Consider the following 15,310-nt stretch of genomic DNA (forward strand, 5'->3'; position numbering starts at 1 on the left):
CCGCTGCCGGTCGCGTCTCGACCTCACGTGCCGTCCCCACCGTAGGTGTCCGTCGACCGGTCGTGCTTCTTCCACAGTGCTCGCTTCAGCGAGCGGTCTCGGTGCCTGGCGAGGCGCCCCGGCGCACCGACTCAGAGGGGTCCCGCCGCGCGGGGAGCGGCACCCGCCACCCGGGCCGCCACCGCGTCGGCGGACCGGCGGTGGTCGGCGGCCTCGTCCGGGCGGCCCAGCGCGGCGGCCAGGGCCGCGAGGTGGTCGGCGACCGTGCCGAGGGTGAGGAGGCCGCTGCCGGCGCCGGCCAGTTCGCCGGCGGCGGGGCGCAGGTCGGCGTACGTCCGCCGCATCACGGCATGGTCGTCGAGGATGAGCGCGGCCCGGGCGGCGAGGCAGAGACGCGCCTCGCGGAGCAGGTCGTGCGGCGACTCCGGCAGCGCGCGCAGCGCGTCGGCCGCGTCGGCGGGACGCCCGGCCGCGAGCAGCGTCACCGGGCGGACCCACGGCTCGTGCGGTCCCCACGCGTACCCCTGCCACTCGTCCGCGTGCTCCCGCAGCGCGTCCAGCGCGGCGGTGACCGGGCCGGCCAGGCGCAGCGACAGCAGCGCCAGGGGCAGCAGGCCCTCGTCCATACCGGACATGCCGGCCGACCGCGGGCCCGGTTCCGCGGCCCGGTACGCGGTCTCCGCCGCCGCCACGTCCCCGGTGACGGCGAGCCGCAGCGCGGCGTACCAGCGGGTGAACACGCCGACCAGCGGCAGGTCGTAACGGTCGGCGAGCCGGTCGGCGTCGGCGGCGTGGGCGTCGGCGGCGTCGAGGTCGGCCAGCGCGCACCGCGCCTGAAGCAGGATGAGGTGGCCCAGGACCTCGAACGTCACCAGCTCGTGCCGGCGGGACAGGTCGACCAGTTCCGCCCCGACGGCGGCCCGCTGCGGGGCCAGGCCGGTCCGGGTGAACGTGTGCATGAAGCGGGCGTTGAGGGCGTACGCCAGCAGCGACGGGTCCCCCAGGCGTCGGGCGACGGCCTCGGCGTCGTCGGCGGCGCGGCGCCCCCGGTCAGCGGTGGTGCCCCGCACCTCCAGGGCGAGCGTGCTCAGGAGGCGGCTGCGCTGCTCGGCCCGGTCGGCGGGCAGGGCGGCCAGGGTACGCCCGGCGGCCTCGACGATGCGCCGGGACAGGTGCTCGTCGTCGTTGCGGGTCCAGACCGCCGGGACCACGAAGGCGGTGAGCACCTGCGCGGTCAGCTCCGGGTCGCCCGTCTGCTCGGCGGCGGTGAGGGCGGCGGCGCGGTGCCGGCGCGCCTCGGCCAGATGTCCGGTGACGGCGAGCGCGCGACCCAGTCCCATCAACGACGGCAGCCGTCCGCCCGGGTCGTCGCCGCCGATCCGCTGCTGGGCGGCGAGCGCCTCCTGCCACCACCGCGCCGCCTGGTGCGGGCGTGACAGCCGTTCGGCGCGTTCGGCGGCGGCGGTGGCGTACCGGGCGGCGCGTGCGGCGGTGGCGCGGGTGCCGGCCCGGACGAAGTGGTGGGCGAGCGTGGTGACGTCGGCCGGGTGCAGGCGTTCGACGGCCTCCCCGGCGGCGGTGTGCCAGCGGGCGCGCCGCGGCGCGGACAGATCGCCGTACAGGGTGTCGCGCACCAGCACGTGCGTGAACCGCAACCGTCCCTCGGTGCCGTGTTCGGTCAGGAAGCCGGCGGCGACCGCGGCGTCGACCGCGTCCAGCACCACGGCCTCGTCCCCGGCCAGCGCCGTGAGGATCTCCGGATCCACGTCCCGGCCGAGGACGGAGGCCTGCGTCAGCACCGTTCGCGCGGCCTCGGGCAGTTGGGCCAGCCGGTGCCGGACGACGTCGCGGACGCCGGCCGGGACGGTGTCCAGCGCCGCCGGTCCCTCGGCGGCGAGCAACCGCGCCAGTTCGCGGACGTAGAAGGGGTTGCCGCCGGTGCGCCGGTGCAGCAGCCGAACGGTCGACGGGTCGAGGTCGGTCCGGGTCACGGCCCGGGCGAGGTCCCCGGTGGCCGGCTCGTCGAGGCCGTCGAGGTACACCCGGACGGGTTCGGTCCGGGCGAGCCGGGCCAGCGCGGCGGTCAGCCCCGGCCCGATCCCGGTGGCGCGGAAGACCCCGAGGACGAGCACGGGACCGGTGACCGGCTCCGGCTCGGTCAGCAGCGCGGCCAGCAGGTCGAGGGTGTCCTCGTCGGCCCGGTGCAGGTCGTCGAGGACCAGGAGGACCGGTCTCCGCGCGGCCGCCGCCGTCACGAGCGCCACGGCGGCACGATGTCGCCGGAACCGGGCCAGCGCCGGATCGTCGGCGTGCGACACGACCGTGGGGACGTCGGTCACCCCGGCCGCCAGCGCCTCGGTGACCTGGGTCCAGGGCCAGGCCGCCGGCGCGCCCTCGTACTCCGGGTTCCGGCCCCAGGCGGTCGCCCACCTGGCGTCTTCCAGCCGCCGGGTGAGTGCCTCGGCCAGTGTCGTCTTTCCCGCCCCGGCGCCGCCGGAGAGCAGCGCGATCGCCGGCCGGCGCCGGCGGACGACGTCCTCGGCCGCCTGCGCGAGCCGGGCCTGCTCCGCGTCCCGGCCCACGAAGGCGCTTGCCCGGCCGGCACCGGTCGGCCCGCCCGTCGGGATGCCATTGCCGGGGACGGCCGGGGTGTCCCGACCCGTCGCTTCCGCCCCCGGCACGGGGCGGTCCAGACCGGGCGCCTGGGTCAGGATGTCGGTCTCCAACCGGCGCAGCCGGGGGCTCGGATCCAGGCCCAGCTCCGCCGCCAGGGTCTCGCGGGCCCGGCGCAGCGCGGCCAGCGCGTCCGCCTGCCGACCCGACCGGTACAGCGCGGTGGCCCACAACCGCCACGCGTCCTCGCGCAACGGACGGGCGCTGACGTGCTGTTCCAGCTCGACGGCCGCCTCGGCGGACCGCCCCAGCGCCAGCAGGGCCTCGCCGCGCCGTTCCGTCGCCAGCATCCGCAGCTCGTCCAGCCGGTTGATCTCGCCGCGCGCCCAGGGGGCGTCGGCGAACTCCGCGTACGCCGGCCCCCGCCACCAGGCCAGGGCCTCGGCCAGGAGGTCGGCCGCCGACGCCGGGTCGCCCTCGGCCAGCGACCGGCCGGACCCGGTGACGGCCGCCTCGAACCGCCACGCGTCCACCGCGTCGGCCGGCACGCGGAGCAGGTACCCCGGCGGCGCGGTCACCAGGAGCCGCGCCGGCTGCCGTGCCGGGCGCCCGGGCTCGAGCGCCCGGCGCAGGTCCGCGACGAAGGTGCGGATCGCGGCGACGGCGCCGTCCCCGGGTGTCTCCCACAGGTCGCCGACGAGCCGGTCGACCGGCACGACCCCGCCCCGGGCCACCAGCAGGCGAGCCAGCACCGCCCGCTGCCGCGGGCCCTTGAGGGGTACGCGTCCCCGCCGGTCGACCACCTCCAGCGGCCCCAGCACCCGGAACGTCACCGCCGGTGCCCCTGCCAGCCCGGTCATGGCACCCACCCTAGAAGGTGTCCCGGCGTCGATCGGGTGCGCCTCCGCTGGTCACGGCACTCATCCGACGCTCATCGGCTGCTCATCGCCCCGAGGGAGTGTCGATCCCGGCCGGCACCGCGCCGGTCCTCCCACACGACCCAGCAGAGAGGTGTCCCCGGTGAACCCGAGGATCGAAGGTTTCGACCACCAGCGCGTCCCGGTCGGCGACGGCGTGACGCTCCACGCGGCGGTCGGCGGCTCCGGCAGCCCCGTCGTCCTGCTGCACGGCTTTCCCCAGACCCACCTCATGTGGCGGCACGTGGCCGCCGACCTCGCCGCCGACCACACCGTGATCTGCCCCGACCTGCGGGGGTACGGCGCCAGCGACAAGCCCGCGGCGACCGACCAGTCGGTCTACTCGAAGCGCACGATGGCCGCGGACGTCGTCGCCCTCGCCCGCGCGCTGGGCCACGAGCGGTTCGCCCTGGCCGGCCACGACCGGGGAGCCCTGGTCGCCGTCCGCGCCGGTCTCGACCATCCCGACGTGGTCACCCACCTCGCCGCGCTGGACGTCCTCCCCACGCTCGACATGTGGGAGGTCATGCGCGGCACCTCCGCCGCCGTCGGCTTCCACCTCTACCTGATGGCGCAGCCGCCCGGCCTGCCCGAGCGGCTGATCGGGGCCAGCCCCGACGCCTTCTTCGGCCACTTCCTCGACATCTGGACGCGTGACCCGGACGCCATCCCCGCCGACGTGCGGGACGCGTACCTGGCGGCCTCCCGGGAGGCGGTACCGTCCATCGTCGCCGACTACCGCGCGTCCGCCGGCATCGACGTCGAACACGACGCCGCCGACCGCGCCGCCGGCACCCGCCTGCGGATGCCGGTGACGGTCCTCCAGCAGGACTGGGGGGCCGCCCTCGGCTTCGACGCCGCCGCCCTCTGGCGCGCGTGGGCGCCCGACCTGCGGCACACGACCGTCTCCTGCGGTCACTTCATGACGGAGGAGGCGCCCGCCGAGGTCGTCAAGGCGCTCCGTGAGCTGTTGGACCGGTAGCGGGTGACCCCGGGCGGGGAGCACCGCCGCCCGGGGTCCGGCGTCTCGGCGCCGGCCGTCGCCGTGACGATCCGGTGACGGTCGGCGGTCGACGCTGGGACGGGCCCGCCGCTGTCCGGGCGGCGGTCGGCGCCGGCTCCGGCCGGCGTGCCGCGAGACTCGGAGGTGCGGCATGAGAAGACGAAACGTTGTCGCCGGGGTCGTCCTCACCGTCTGCGTCGGCGTCGCCGGCGCGCCTACCGCGCCCGCCGCGGCGATGGCGGGCGCCGCCGGTCCAGCCGGGGCGACCGCCGGCGCGCCGACAGCCGCCACCGGGTGGCGCGGGGTCGACCTCACCCGCCCGGAGGTCGTCGCCACCGGGCTCGAGGTGCCGTGGGGGCTGGCCTTCCTGCCCGACGGCAGCGCACTGGTCGCCGAGCGGAACAGCGGGCGGGTCCTGCGGGTCCGCCGAGGATCCGCTCCGCAGCAGGTCGCGCGGATCGCCGGGGTCTCCGCCGTCGGCGAGTCGGGGCTGCTCGGCCTGGCCGTCTCGCCGCGCTACCGCAGCGACGGCTACGTGTACGCCTTCTTCACCTCGGCGGTCGACAACCGGATCGTCCGCTTCCGGCTCACCGCGCCGCAGGTGCAGCAGCCGATCCTCACCGGGCTGGCGCGGGCGAGCGTCCACAACGGTGGGCGGATCGCCTTCGGTCCCGACGGGCTGCTCTACGCGGGTGTGGGCGACGCCGGCGTGGCGGCCTCCGCCCAGGATCCGCGCAGCCGGAACGGGAAGATCCTCCGGTTGCGTCCGGACGGCGGTGTGCCGGGCTCCAACCCGATCGCCGGGTCCCTGGTGTACAGCCTCGGGCATCGCAACGTGCAGGGCCTGGCCTGGGACTGGCGGGGCCGGCTCTACGCGACCGAGTTCGGGGCGAGCACCTGGGACGAGGTCAACCGCATCGTGCCGGGCGGTAACTACGGCTGGCCGGTGGTCGAAGGGGTGGCCGGCGACCCGCGCTTCCGCGACCCGGTCGTGACGTGGCGGCCCGCCGAGGCGTCGCCCAGCGGCGCGGCGATCGTGGGCGGAAACGTGCTCTACGTCGCGGCCCTGCGCGGCGCCCGGCTGTGGGTCGTACCGCTGGACTGGACCGGCGGTGCCGGCACCCCCACCGCGCATCTCGTCGGCGTCTACGGCCGGCTCCGCACGGTCGTGCGGGCGCCGGACGGCTCGCTCTGGGTCACCACCAGCAACCGGGACGGCCGGGGCACCCCGGCCGCGGACGACGATCGGATCGTGCGGTTCCCGCCGGCGTGGGGATGGTGGTTCCCGCGCGCCGACTGACCCGTAGCGGTCGCCCATGGAACGGCGCGTCCGCTGGGCGGGGCGGGAAATGGTTAGGCTGCGCGCATGGCAGACGATGGCCCGCGGGTCGGACACGCCGGGGTGGCGTCGCCATCGCTGGACGAGCCGATCGTGGCGGCCGTCCGGCAGGTGCTGGCGGCGATCCCCACCGGGTGCACGTGGCTGCTGCCGTTGACGGGCTCCGACGGCCAGGTCGTCGACTTCCGGATAGCGGCGACCAGTGACAAGGTGCGCGACGTCTACGGCCGGGGGACCGGCCGGGTGGGGTCGCTGCTCAGCGAGCTGTATCCCACGATGGTCGGCGGGCCGCTGTGGAAGGCGTACCTCCAGGTGCTGGCCACCGGTGCGCCGGACCGCCTGCCCGGCTTCCAGTACGAGGGCCGGCAAGCCGGCGTGGTCGCCGACTCGGTGTTCGACGTGAGTGTGCACCGGGTCCTGGGTGGGCTGCTCGTGTGGTGGCAGCGGCTGGACGAGTCCCAGCGCCGGCTGGAGCGTACGGAGCTCCTGGGCAGTCTGGGCTGGGCCGAGTACGACCTGGTGACGGGCCTCAGCGAGTGGTCACCGGGCATGTACCGGATCTTCGACCGGGACCCGGCTCTGGGGCCGATGTCCCGGGCCGAGCAGTCGGCAGCCGTCGTCGTCGAGGACGTGGGGCTGCCCGAGGCGGCCTGGCAGACGCTGGACAGCGGCGCGGCCTCGGACGTCACCGTCCGCTTCCACGCCGGCAGCACGGTGAAGCACCTGCGGATCCTGGCCGACGTGGCGCGCGACGCCGACGGCGCCCCGGTGAAGATCTACGCCGTCGTGCAGGACGTGACGGCCCGGGTGGACTCGCAGACCGCCATCGAGCGGCTCAGCGACCAGTTGCGCAGCCGGGAGATGACCGCGTTGGCGGAGCATCGCCTCGCCGGGCAGCTGCAGAATCTCATCCAACCGGTGCCGCGCGAGCCGTTCCCGCTCGCCGGGCTCGAGGTGCTCGTCGGTTACCTGCCGGCAGAGAGCGCCGTGCGGGTGGGTGGCGACTGGTACCACGCGCAGACCCTGCCCGACGGGCTGGTGGCGCTGGCGGTGGGCGACGTCGCCGGTCACGGCCTGGAGGCGGCCAGCGGCATGGCCCACCTGCGGTACGCGCTGGTGGCCTGGTTGTCGATCGGCATCCGCGATCCCGGGGTGCTGCTCGGTCACATGAACCGGCTCTGCGGTCAGCTGGCCGTCACCGGCACCGCCGTGGTCGCCCTGTACGCCCCGGCGAGCCGGACGCTGTCCTGGGCGCGGGCGGGCCACATGGCTCCGCTGCTGTCCCGGGCCGGAGCCGCGAGCGAACTGGACCGGCCGGCCGGGCTGCTGCTCGGGGCGGACGCGGATGCCGCCTACCCGGCGGCGACCGTCCGGTTGCGCGGTGACGACCTGCTGCTGTTCTACACCGACGGGCTCGTCGAGCGCCGGGTGGGCGACAATCCGGATCTGCTGGCCCCGGTGCTGCGGGAGCTGTCGGCCGTGTCCCGGGAGCCGGGTCCGCAGACCCTGCCCCGGCTGCGCGAGGTGCTGCACCGGCCCAGCCCCGACGACGACACCTGCACGCTGGCCGTCCGCGTGCTGTCCTGACGGTCGTCACCGGTGGAACCGGACGCGTACCACCGTCCCCTGCGGACTGGCCGAGACGGTCACCTCGTCGCAGATGCGGGCGACGATCGCCAGGCCCCGCCCGCGGATGGCGTCGGCCGCCGGCATCTCCCCGGCGACGCTCCGCAGGCCGCCCTGGTCCACGATGTCGCAGATCACGTCGTCCGCCGCCGTCCACACCCGTACCAGGCCGCCACCCTCGGTGTGCTGCAACGTGTTCGTCGCCAGTTCGCTGACCGCCAGGCCGAGCAGGTCGACCCGGGCGGGGGAGAGGCCGCCGGCGAGCGCCCGGGCGCAGACGAACGCGCGTACGGCCGCCAGGTCCTCCGCCCGGGCGTACGACATCGACTCGACCGGGGCCGAGGGCGCGGCGAGGTGGTGGCACGAGGCGTCCGGCGCCGCTCGACCGTCGGTCACCGCTGCTCCGAACCGTGGTCGTCCGCCGGTTGGCGCAGCAGCTCGCCCACGCCGGTCACGTCCAGGACGCGCGCGACGCCGCCGACGGCGTTGACCACGTACAGCCGGCCGCCGGCGGCGAGAGCCGCGTGGTGTGCGGTGACCAGGCCGTGCACTCCGCTGGAGTCGAGGAAGTTCACGCCGCCCACGTCGACCACCACGACGGTGCCGCCGGCCACCGCCGTCAGCAGCACGGACGTCAGCCGCTCGCGGACGGCGAGGTCGCACTCGCCGGACAACCACACCGTGACACGCCCGGCGTCGCTGGACGTCGTCGCCTCGAAACGCGCCATGCGGCAGCTCGCCCTCCCCTGAACGGAACCATGGCCGTTCGGGGACATGATGTCACTCGTCGGCGTGCCGCTCCGGCCCGCGCGGTCGCTCGTCGTCAACTGTCCGCTTCGCGACTCCCCGCGACCGCGGGTGGTGCGACGGATCGGGCCTTCCGGGCGGAAGGCCCGATCACGGGCGGGTCAGGCGCGGGACCACTTCTGGTTCGCGCCGCCGGTGCAGTCCCACAGCTGGAGCCTGCCGCCGTTGGTGCTCACCCAGTCCCGGACGTCCACGCATCGGTTGGCGTTGAGATTGACGAGGTCGCCCGCGGCGTTGAGGGTGAACCGCTGCGCCGGATTGCCGTTGCAGCTGACCAGGTTGACCTCGGTGCCGTTCGCCGTGCCGGCCCACGCCGGGTCCATGCACTTGCCCATGGCCCGCACCGTGCCGTCGGAGGCGAACGTCCACGCCTGCGCGGCGGTGGTGTTGCAGTCCCAGATCTGCAGCTTGGCACCCTCGACCGGGTTGGCGCCGGGGATGTCGATGCAGCGACCGCTGTGCTGGCCGCGGATCCGCGTCGTGGTGCCGCCGCCCGAGGTGTAGCCCGAGACGCGCACGTAGTCGACGAGCATCTGCTGCGGGAACAGGGTCGAGGCGTCCGGGTAGCCGGGCCAGTTCCCGCCGACCGCCACGTTCAGGATCATGAAGAACGGGTGGTCGAACACCCACCGGTTCCCACCGAGCCGGCCCGGGTCGACGCGGTGGTACTCGACGCCGTCCAGGTACCAGATGATGGAGTTCGGCTCCCAGTCCACGCGGTAGGTGTGGAACGCGTCGGCGAGCGGCTGGCCGAGGGTGCGGCTGCCGGTGATGCCGCCTCCGCCGGAGTAGCCGGGGCCGTGGATGGTGCCGTAGACCGTGTTCGGCTCCCGGCCGATGTTCTCCATGATGTCGATCTCGCCGGCGGCCGGCCAGCCGACGCTGCCCATGTCGTTGCCGAGCATCCAGAACGCGGGCCAGATGCCCTGCCCGCGTGGGATCTTGATGCGTGCCTCGAAGCGGCCGTACGCCTGGGTGAACGTCGCGGCGGTGAGCAGCCGGGCCGAGGTGTACTCGCACCGGCCGTAGTGGCACTGGTAGTTGGCCGGGTTCTCGCGGCGTGCCGTGATGACGAGGTTGCCCTGGCCGTCGTGCACCGCGTTGCTGGTGCTGTTGGTGTAGTACTGCCGCTCGTTGTTGCCCCAGCCGTGACCGCCGATGTCGAACCTCCATCGGCTCTGGTCGACCGGCGTGCCGGCGGGGGCGTTGAACTCGTCCTGCCAGGTGATCCCGCCGATGGCGGCCTGGGCCGGGCCGGCGGGGGCGGGCAGGACGAGGGACGCGGCGAGTGTGACGGCAGCGACGGCGGCGACGAGCAGTCGGCGCCGGAGGGGACGGGCTCTGCGCATGGGGATCTCCGTGGTCGGTGGTGGACGTCGGTGTGTGCACGGGCCTCCGCCGCGGCGCGCCGTCACCGTGGAGAGGTGCCACGAGAGCGCTCTCTCGAACGAAGTGTGTCGATGCACGAAACATCTGTCAAGACTGTTACCAATGCGCTCCCGGCCGACGCCGGGAAATGCCGGAGGCATGGCCGGTGCCGCCGGGGGTACGCGTCGAGCGGCCGGACCGCGCCACCTGGCCGGAAGGTCGGCACCCGTCACGGAAGGGGTGGACCACGATGAAGGTCCGCAGCTCGCTGCGCGCGTTGACGAGGAAGATGAACTCGATCGTGGTGCGCCGCCGCGGCCGGGTCTACGTCATCAACAAGGCCGATCCGCGGCAGAAGGCCCGACAGGGTTGAGTCCCGCCCGGCACCCGCGCCGGCCGGGTGCCGTCCGCCCGGTGGCCACTACCTGTCGAGCTTGCGGCGGTCCTCGCGAACGGCGTACCGGATCGCACGGATCGTCGCGTCCGGCGCGAAGATCAACGCGTACCAGCGGTCGAGCATCGCGCGGAGTTCGGCGACCGTGAGCTGGAGCCGTCGGGCCCGTTCGTCGGACGCCCGCAGCAGCTCGCGCGCGGACTGTGCCTCCGCCTCCAGTTCGGTCACCCGCGCGCGCATCGGCTGCACCAGGGTCAGGGCGGTGTCGGTGAGCATGTCCGCCGCCTCGGCCCGGAACTTGCCGCGCTGCACCACCACGGCGGCGATGGCGGCCAGGCCGCCGGCACCGCCGAGGACGCCGAGCACCGACAGCACGATCTGCACCCAGTGGGGGGCGGTGTTGGTGGCGGGCGAAGGTGTCACGGGAGCCTGCCGAGGATGTCGCTGGGATAGGGTTGCCGAGGCCGGGCCAGCCCGCGGAGGTCGCGGACGACCTCCGCCGCCCGCCACCACGACCCGATCGCCACGGCGGTGATGAACGACGCCGCCGCGACGGCCATCCGGCCGGAGAACACCGCCACCGCCACCGCGTACATGCCCGCCAGGGTGCCGAGCATCAGCATCGACGCCAGTTCGATGCCCAGCGCGGTGGAACACCGGCCCGGCCACAGCAGTCCCGCGACACCGACCAGCCCGGCCACGACCAGGCCGACCTGCCAGCCGACGCGGAGCGGCCCCGGCATGGCCGCCTCCACCGCGGGAGGGCGGACCTCCAAGATGATCATCAGGGCGCCGCACACGGGAGCGGTGGCGACGACCGCGTTCTGGAACGGTTGTCGGTTACGCCAGATCCGCTTCTTCGGCACCGCAGCTCCTCCCGCCGGATCCGCCGCCGCTCGGCCGCGACGGATCGGCTCGCGCGGTAACGGGATGTGACGGCTCGCGTCGTTGGTGGCCGATACTCAAGTCATATCACCCGCACGCGTGGCCACCAAGTGTCGAGACCCGACAATCCGCAGGTCAAGAGCCTTCTGGTGGTGTTCGAGGGGCAGTGGTCGACGCCGCCGGTCCGGGCTGCGCCGTGTCGCAGGCCGCTACTGAGCGTCGATGATGGACGGGATGTCGGGCCGTGACGGCCTCAGTCCAGGATGTCCGGGGTGGGCAGCGGGAGCCCGGGCAACGACGGCGCGGCCGAGCTCGGGCTCAGACCCGGCAGGTCGGGCAGCTCGGGCACCGGCACCACGACCAGCGGCGACGACGACGGGCGTGGCGACGGCGGCGGCGTGGACGACGCCGGGGCCTGCGGTCCGGTGCCGCCCCCGGGCGACGGCGGCGTCGTGGTGGGCGTCGCCGACGGGTTCGGGGCCGCCGGCGCGGGCGTCGGCACCGTGGCGACCAGGTCGCGGCGCAGGGCGTCGATCTCCGCGGCGAGGCGGCGCACGGTGGACGGGTCCTCGACCGACGTGAGCCGCCGCAGTGCCTCGTCGAGCAGGTCGCGCGCCTCGTCCGGGCGGCCGGCGGCGAGAGCGGACCGGGCCTGGCGGATCGTGTCCTCGATGAGCCGTACCTCGGCCTGCTCCGGGTGCAGCACCTGCGTCAGCGCCCACAGGGGGCTGCTCGGCCCCGCGTCGCGGCTCCCGATCCCGAGGCCGGTGGCGACGCCGGCGAGGACGACGACGGCGGCCGCGACGCGGACGAGCGGGCGGCCGAGCCGTACCCTGCGGGGCCGGACCGCCGGGAGCGCGGGGGTCGCGGGGCGGACCGGGTCGTCGTCGACCGCCTCGCCGAGGTCGTCACGCCAGGCCGCCAGCATGGCGGCGAGGTCGTCCCCCTCCGGCGCCGGGTCACCGCGGCCGAGGGCGTCGAGCAGTTCGTCGTCCCGGGCGATCGCCGCCAGGTCGACCTCGCCGCCGCTCTCCGGCGTCCGCCCGCTCATGCTGCCACCTCGCCGAACGTGTCCCCCGCCAGGGTACGGAGGCGGGCCAGCGCCCGGGACTGGGCCATCCGTACCGCCGCCGCCGTCATGCCGACGATCGTGCCCACCTCGTCGGCGGAGAGCCCCACCGCGACGCGGAGGAGGACGATCTCGCGCTGCATCTCGGGCAGGCGGTCGAGCAGCACGGACAGCCGGCGGGCCAGGTCGGTGGCCACCGCCCGCTGCTCCGGGCCCGGATCCGCGTCCGGGTGCTCCGGTGGCGCGTCGTCGGCCGTGACGGTGGCGGCCCGCATGGCGGCGCGGTGGGCGTCGGCGACCTTGTGCGCGGCGATGGCGTAGACGAACGCCGAGAACGGCCGCCCCTGATCCTGGTAGCCGGGCAGGGCACGCAGCACCGCGAGGCAGATCTCCTGGGCGACGTCGTCCGCGGTGGTGTACGCCCCGCCGATACGGCCCAGCCGGGCCCGGCAGTAGCGCACCAGACCCGGGCGGAGGCCGGCGAGCAGCGCCGCGACGGCGGCGCCGTCACGGCGGGCCGCCCGGCGGACGAGCTCGGCCTCGGGCTCGATCGTCAACGTCATCGGATTAAAAGACACCTCTGTTACCGGCGAGTTAACCGGCACGCTATCGATCGCGGCCCGGTTTGCCTAGCCCGCCAACCGTGGCCGCAGGACTGCGAAAAGTAGTTGTTGCGTTCCGGCGAACGGCCGCGATGTCTCCAGTAGCGAGGTGGGGAGGCAACGTGGGCGTCGAAGTGGCCGTACGGGGACTGACGAAGTCCTTCGGTGGTCAGCCGGTCTGGTCGGACATCAGCCTGACCCTGCCGGCCGGCGAGATCTCCGTGCTGCTCGGCCCGTCCGGCACCGGGAAGTCCGTGTTCCTCAAGACCCTGGTGGGGCTGCTCCGGCCCGACCGGGGGGACATCGTGATCGAGGGCCGCAACCTGCCCCGGCTGTCCGAGCGGGACCTGTACGAGGTGCGGAAGCTCTTCGGCGTCCTGTTCCAGGACGGCGCGCTGTTCGGCTCGATGAACATCTACGACAACGTGGCCTTCCCGCTGCGCGAGCACACCCGCCGGTCGGAGTCGGAGATCCGGGCGGTGGTCACCGAGAAGCTCGACATGGTCGGCCTGGTCGGGGCCGAGAAGAAGCTGCCGGGGGAGATCTCCGGCGGGATGCGCAAACGGGCGGGCCTGGCCCGGGCGCTCGTCCTCGATCCGCAGATCGTGCTCTTCGACGAACCCGACTCCGGGCTCGACCCGGTCCGCACCGCCTACCTGAACCAGCTCATCATCGACCTCAACCAGCGGACCGAGGCGACGTTCCTGATCGTCACCCACGACATCAACACCGCCCGGACGGTCCCGGACAACATCGGCCTGATCTACCACGGTCACCTGGCCATGTTCGGGCCCCGGGAGATGCTGCTGTCCAGCACCGAGCCGGTGGTGCGGCAGTTCCTCAACGCCCAGCGGATCGGCCCGATCGGCATGGCGGAGGAGAAGGACGCCGAGGAGTTGCAGGCCGAGGCGCAGGCCGGCGCCGAGCTGCCGCCCCTGCCGCCCATCCCGGTGCAGCTCCAGCCCTCCGACGGGCGGCGCCGACGGGCCGAACGACCACCCGGCCAGTGGTGCCGCGACCACGGTGTCGAGCCGCCGCCCGGCTCCTTCGCCGGGCCGGACGGGCAGCGGACCGTCGAGCTGCCGGCGTTCCTCACGCGCGACGGGGTGCCGGGATGAGCGGCCCGGCGGTCCTCCGCGAGTCCGGCCACTTCTTCGCCTTCTGCCTGGACACCCTCCGGGGCCTGGGCCGGCGGCCCGTGCAGGTCCGCGAGTTCGTCCAGCAGGCCTGGTTCATCAGCTCGGTGTCGATCCTGCCGGCCGCGCTCGTCTCGATCCCGTTCGGCGCGGTGATCGCGCTCCAGCTCGGCTCCCTGGTCCGCCAGCTCGGCGCGCAGTCGTTCACCGGCGCCGCGTCGGTGCTCGCCGTCGTCCGTGAGGCGGGGCCGATCGTCACCGCGCTGGTCATCGCCGGCGCGGGCGGATCAGCCATCTGCGCCGACCTCGGCTCCCGCAAGATCCGCGAGGAACTGGACGCGATGCAGGTGCTGGGCATCGACCCGATCCAGCGGCTCGTGGTCCCCAGGGTGCTCGCCTCGATGCTGGTCGCGGTCCTGCTCAACGGTCTGGTCAGCGTCGTCGGCGTCAGCGGCGGCTACCTGTTCAACGTGGTCATGCAGGGCGGCACCCCGGGCGCCTACCTGGCCAGCTTCCAGGCCCTCGGGCAACTGCCCGACCTGCTGGTCGGGGAGGTGAAGGCGCTGCTGTTCGGCGCCGCGGCCGCGTTGATCGCCTCCTACAAGGGGATGACCGCCAAGGGCGGCCCGAAGGGTGTCGGCGACGCGGTGAACCAGAGTGTCGTGCTCACGTTCATGGCCCTGTTCGCCCTGAACTTCGTCGTCACCGCCGTGTACTTCCAGGTCGTACCGCAGAAGGGGAGCTGACGTGCCGGCGCTGCGATACCTCGACGACCTCGGCGGGCAGCTCGCCTTCTACGTGCGGGCGTTCGCGTGGACGCCGCGCACCGTACGCCGGTACAAGCGGGAGGTCGTCCGCCTCCTCGCCGAGGTCAGCTTCGGCACCGGGGCCCTGGCGGTGCTCGGCGGCACGGTGGGCGTCATCTGCTTCCTCACCTTCTTCACCGGCACCGAGGTCGGGCTCCAGGGCTACCAGGCGCTCAACCAGATCGGCAGCAGCGCCTTCACCGGCTTCATCTCCGCGTACTTCAACACCCGCGAGATCTCGCCGCTGGTGGCGGCGCTGGCCCTGTCGGCGACGGTGGGTTGCGGGTTCACCGCCCAGCTCGGCGCGATGCGCATCTCCGAGGAGGTCGACGCGCTGGAGGTGATGGCGGTGCCCTCGCTGCCGTTCCTGGTCACCACCCGGATGATCGCGGGGTTCATCGCGGTCGTCCCGTTGTACGTGATCGGGCTGCTCTCCAGCTACCTCGCCACCCGGACCATCGCGGTGTCCTACTTCGGGCAGTCGGCCGGCACGTACGACTACTACTTCCACCTGTTCCTGCCGCCCGGGGACGTCCTGTGGTCCTTCGGCAAGGTGCTGGTCTTCAGCGTGATCGTCGTCCTCGTCCACTGCTACTACGGCTACACCGCCACCGGCGGGCCGGCGGGTGTGGGCATCGCCGTCGGCCGCGCCGTCCGCCTGGCCATCGTGGCGGTCAACATCGTGGACTTCTTCCTGTCGCTGGCCATCTGGGGCGCGACGACCACCGTCCGGATCGCGGGGTGA

The 15,310-nt window shown here is 74.3% G+C and carries 15 protein-coding genes; 7 read left to right on the forward strand and 8 right to left on the reverse strand.

The window, feature by feature from the left end:
• Nucleotides 1–131: 131 nt before the first annotated feature.
• Complete coding sequence (locus HCJ94_RS16630; protein WP_168001935.1) at nt 132–3,473, reverse strand: ATP-binding protein; 3,342 nt, start codon at nt 3,471–3,473, stop codon at nt 132–134.
• A 160-nt stretch (nt 3,474–3,633) separates the two neighbouring features.
• On the opposite strand from HCJ94_RS16630, the gene HCJ94_RS16635 reads away from it, so the two are divergent.
• The 3 genes from HCJ94_RS16635 to HCJ94_RS16645 all read left to right on the forward strand — a co-directional run bounded on the left by HCJ94_RS16635 (nt 3,634) and on the right by HCJ94_RS16645 (nt 7,459).
• Nucleotides 3,634–4,512, forward strand: coding sequence for an alpha/beta fold hydrolase (locus tag HCJ94_RS16635; RefSeq protein ID WP_168001936.1), 879 nt, complete (start codon nt 3,634–3,636; stop codon nt 4,510–4,512).
• Between the two features lie 172 nt (nt 4,513–4,684).
• On the forward strand, nt 4,685–5,833 hold the full coding sequence (locus HCJ94_RS16640) for a PQQ-dependent sugar dehydrogenase (RefSeq protein WP_168001937.1): 1,149 nt from the start codon (nt 4,685–4,687) through the stop codon (nt 5,831–5,833).
• A gap of 66 nt (nt 5,834–5,899) precedes the next feature.
• Entirely contained in the window at nt 5,900–7,459 is a 1,560-nt protein-coding gene (locus HCJ94_RS16645; RefSeq protein WP_168001938.1) for a PP2C family protein-serine/threonine phosphatase, read from the forward strand.
• Nucleotides 7,460–7,465: 6 nt separating this feature from the next.
• Here HCJ94_RS16645 and HCJ94_RS16650 read toward each other — a convergent pair whose 3' ends face one another.
• The 3 genes from HCJ94_RS16650 to HCJ94_RS16660 form a co-directional block, all read right to left on the reverse strand.
• A complete protein-coding gene (locus tag HCJ94_RS16650; RefSeq protein WP_309227318.1) occupies nt 7,466–7,894 on the reverse strand; it encodes an ATP-binding protein in 429 nt (142 codons plus the stop codon).
• Nucleotides 7,891–8,226: an STAS domain-containing protein gene (locus tag HCJ94_RS16655; protein WP_168001939.1), complete on the reverse strand. Its 336-nt coding sequence runs from the start codon at nt 8,224–8,226 to the stop codon at nt 7,891–7,893. Before HCJ94_RS16655 ends, HCJ94_RS16650 begins: the two co-directional genes overlap by 4 nt.
• Nucleotides 8,227–8,406: 180 nt before the next feature.
• The gene (locus HCJ94_RS16660; protein WP_168001940.1) at nt 8,407–9,654 is read right to left on the reverse strand and encodes a glycoside hydrolase family 16 protein; all 1,248 of its coding nucleotides are present in this window, start codon (nt 9,652–9,654) and stop codon (nt 8,407–8,409) included.
• A 269-nt stretch (nt 9,655–9,923) separates the two neighbouring features.
• Here HCJ94_RS16660 and rpmJ point away from each other — a divergent pair, with 269 nt between their 5' ends.
• Nucleotides 9,924–10,046, forward strand: a complete 123-nt coding sequence (gene rpmJ / locus HCJ94_RS16665) for a 50S ribosomal protein L36 (RefSeq protein ID WP_168001941.1) — start codon at nt 9,924–9,926, stop codon at nt 10,044–10,046.
• 48 nt (nt 10,047–10,094) lie between these two features.
• Here the strand turns inward: rpmJ and HCJ94_RS16670 are convergent, their stop codons facing one another.
• The 4 genes from HCJ94_RS16670 to shbA form a co-directional block, all read right to left on the reverse strand.
• Nucleotides 10,095–10,442 carry a hypothetical protein gene (locus tag HCJ94_RS16670; protein WP_168002028.1) on the reverse strand — a complete coding sequence of 116 codons (348 nt, stop codon included), beginning with the start codon at nt 10,440–10,442 and terminating at the stop codon, nt 10,095–10,097.
• A gap of 44 nt (nt 10,443–10,486) precedes the next feature.
• Nucleotides 10,487–10,933: a hypothetical protein gene (locus HCJ94_RS16675; protein ID WP_168001942.1), complete on the reverse strand. Its 447-nt coding sequence runs from the start codon at nt 10,931–10,933 to the stop codon at nt 10,487–10,489.
• Nucleotides 10,934–11,205: 272 nt separating this feature from the next.
• On the reverse strand, nt 11,206–12,003 hold the full coding sequence (locus tag HCJ94_RS16680; protein WP_168001943.1) for an anti-sigma-D factor RsdA: 798 nt from the start codon (nt 12,001–12,003) through the stop codon (nt 11,206–11,208).
• Nucleotides 12,000–12,584: an RNA polymerase sigma factor ShbA gene (gene shbA / locus HCJ94_RS16685; RefSeq protein WP_168001944.1), complete on the reverse strand. Its 585-nt coding sequence runs from the start codon at nt 12,582–12,584 to the stop codon at nt 12,000–12,002. The genes HCJ94_RS16680 and shbA overlap by 4 nt, the downstream gene beginning before the upstream one ends.
• Nucleotides 12,585–12,745: 161 nt before the next feature.
• On the opposite strand from shbA, the gene HCJ94_RS16690 reads away from it, so the two are divergent.
• From HCJ94_RS16690 to HCJ94_RS16700, 3 genes are read left to right on the forward strand one after another with little or no spacing between them, the layout of a single operon-like run.
• Nucleotides 12,746–13,741, forward strand: coding sequence for an ABC transporter ATP-binding protein (locus HCJ94_RS16690; RefSeq protein WP_168001945.1), 996 nt, complete (start codon nt 12,746–12,748; stop codon nt 13,739–13,741).
• Nucleotides 13,738–14,505 (forward strand): MlaE family ABC transporter permease, encoded by a 768-nt coding sequence (locus HCJ94_RS16695; protein ID WP_168001946.1) that lies wholly within the window; start codon nt 13,738–13,740, stop codon nt 14,503–14,505. The genes HCJ94_RS16690 and HCJ94_RS16695 overlap by 4 nt, the downstream gene beginning before the upstream one ends.
• Before the next feature lies 1 nt (nt 14,506).
• Nucleotides 14,507–15,310 (forward strand): MlaE family ABC transporter permease, encoded by an 804-nt coding sequence (locus tag HCJ94_RS16700; protein ID WP_168001947.1) that lies wholly within the window; start codon nt 14,507–14,509, stop codon nt 15,308–15,310.

It is taken from the genome of Micromonospora thermarum, from assembly GCF_012034245.1.
GTDB lineage: Bacteria > Actinomycetota > Actinomycetes > Mycobacteriales > Micromonosporaceae > Micromonospora > Micromonospora thermarum.

Bases quoted from the DNA above. Each gene is read 5' to 3' on its own strand.
- shbA (WP_168001944.1), bottom strand. From the start codon at position 12,584: ATGACGTTGACGATCGAGCCCGAGGCCGAGCTCGTCCGCCGGGCGGCC.
- HCJ94_RS16680 (WP_168001943.1), bottom strand. From the start codon at position 12,003: ATGAGCGGGCGGACGCCGGAGAGCGGCGGCGAGGTCGACCTGGCGGCG.
- HCJ94_RS16645 (WP_168001938.1), top strand. From the start codon at position 5,900: ATGGCAGACGATGGCCCGCGGGTCGGACACGCCGGGGTGGCGTCGCCA.
- HCJ94_RS16660 (WP_168001940.1), bottom strand. From the start codon at position 9,654: ATGCGCAGAGCCCGTCCCCTCCGGCGCCGACTGCTCGTCGCCGCCGTC.
- rpmJ (WP_168001941.1), top strand. From the start codon at position 9,924: ATGAAGGTCCGCAGCTCGCTGCGCGCGTTGACGAGGAAGATGAACTCG.
- HCJ94_RS16630 (WP_168001935.1), bottom strand. From the start codon at position 3,473: ATGACCGGGCTGGCAGGGGCACCGGCGGTGACGTTCCGGGTGCTGGGG.
- HCJ94_RS16640 (WP_168001937.1), top strand. From the start codon at position 4,685: ATGAGAAGACGAAACGTTGTCGCCGGGGTCGTCCTCACCGTCTGCGTC.
- HCJ94_RS16695 (WP_168001946.1), top strand. From the start codon at position 13,738: ATGAGCGGCCCGGCGGTCCTCCGCGAGTCCGGCCACTTCTTCGCCTTC.
- HCJ94_RS16655 (WP_168001939.1), bottom strand. From the start codon at position 8,226: ATGGCGCGTTTCGAGGCGACGACGTCCAGCGACGCCGGGCGTGTCACG.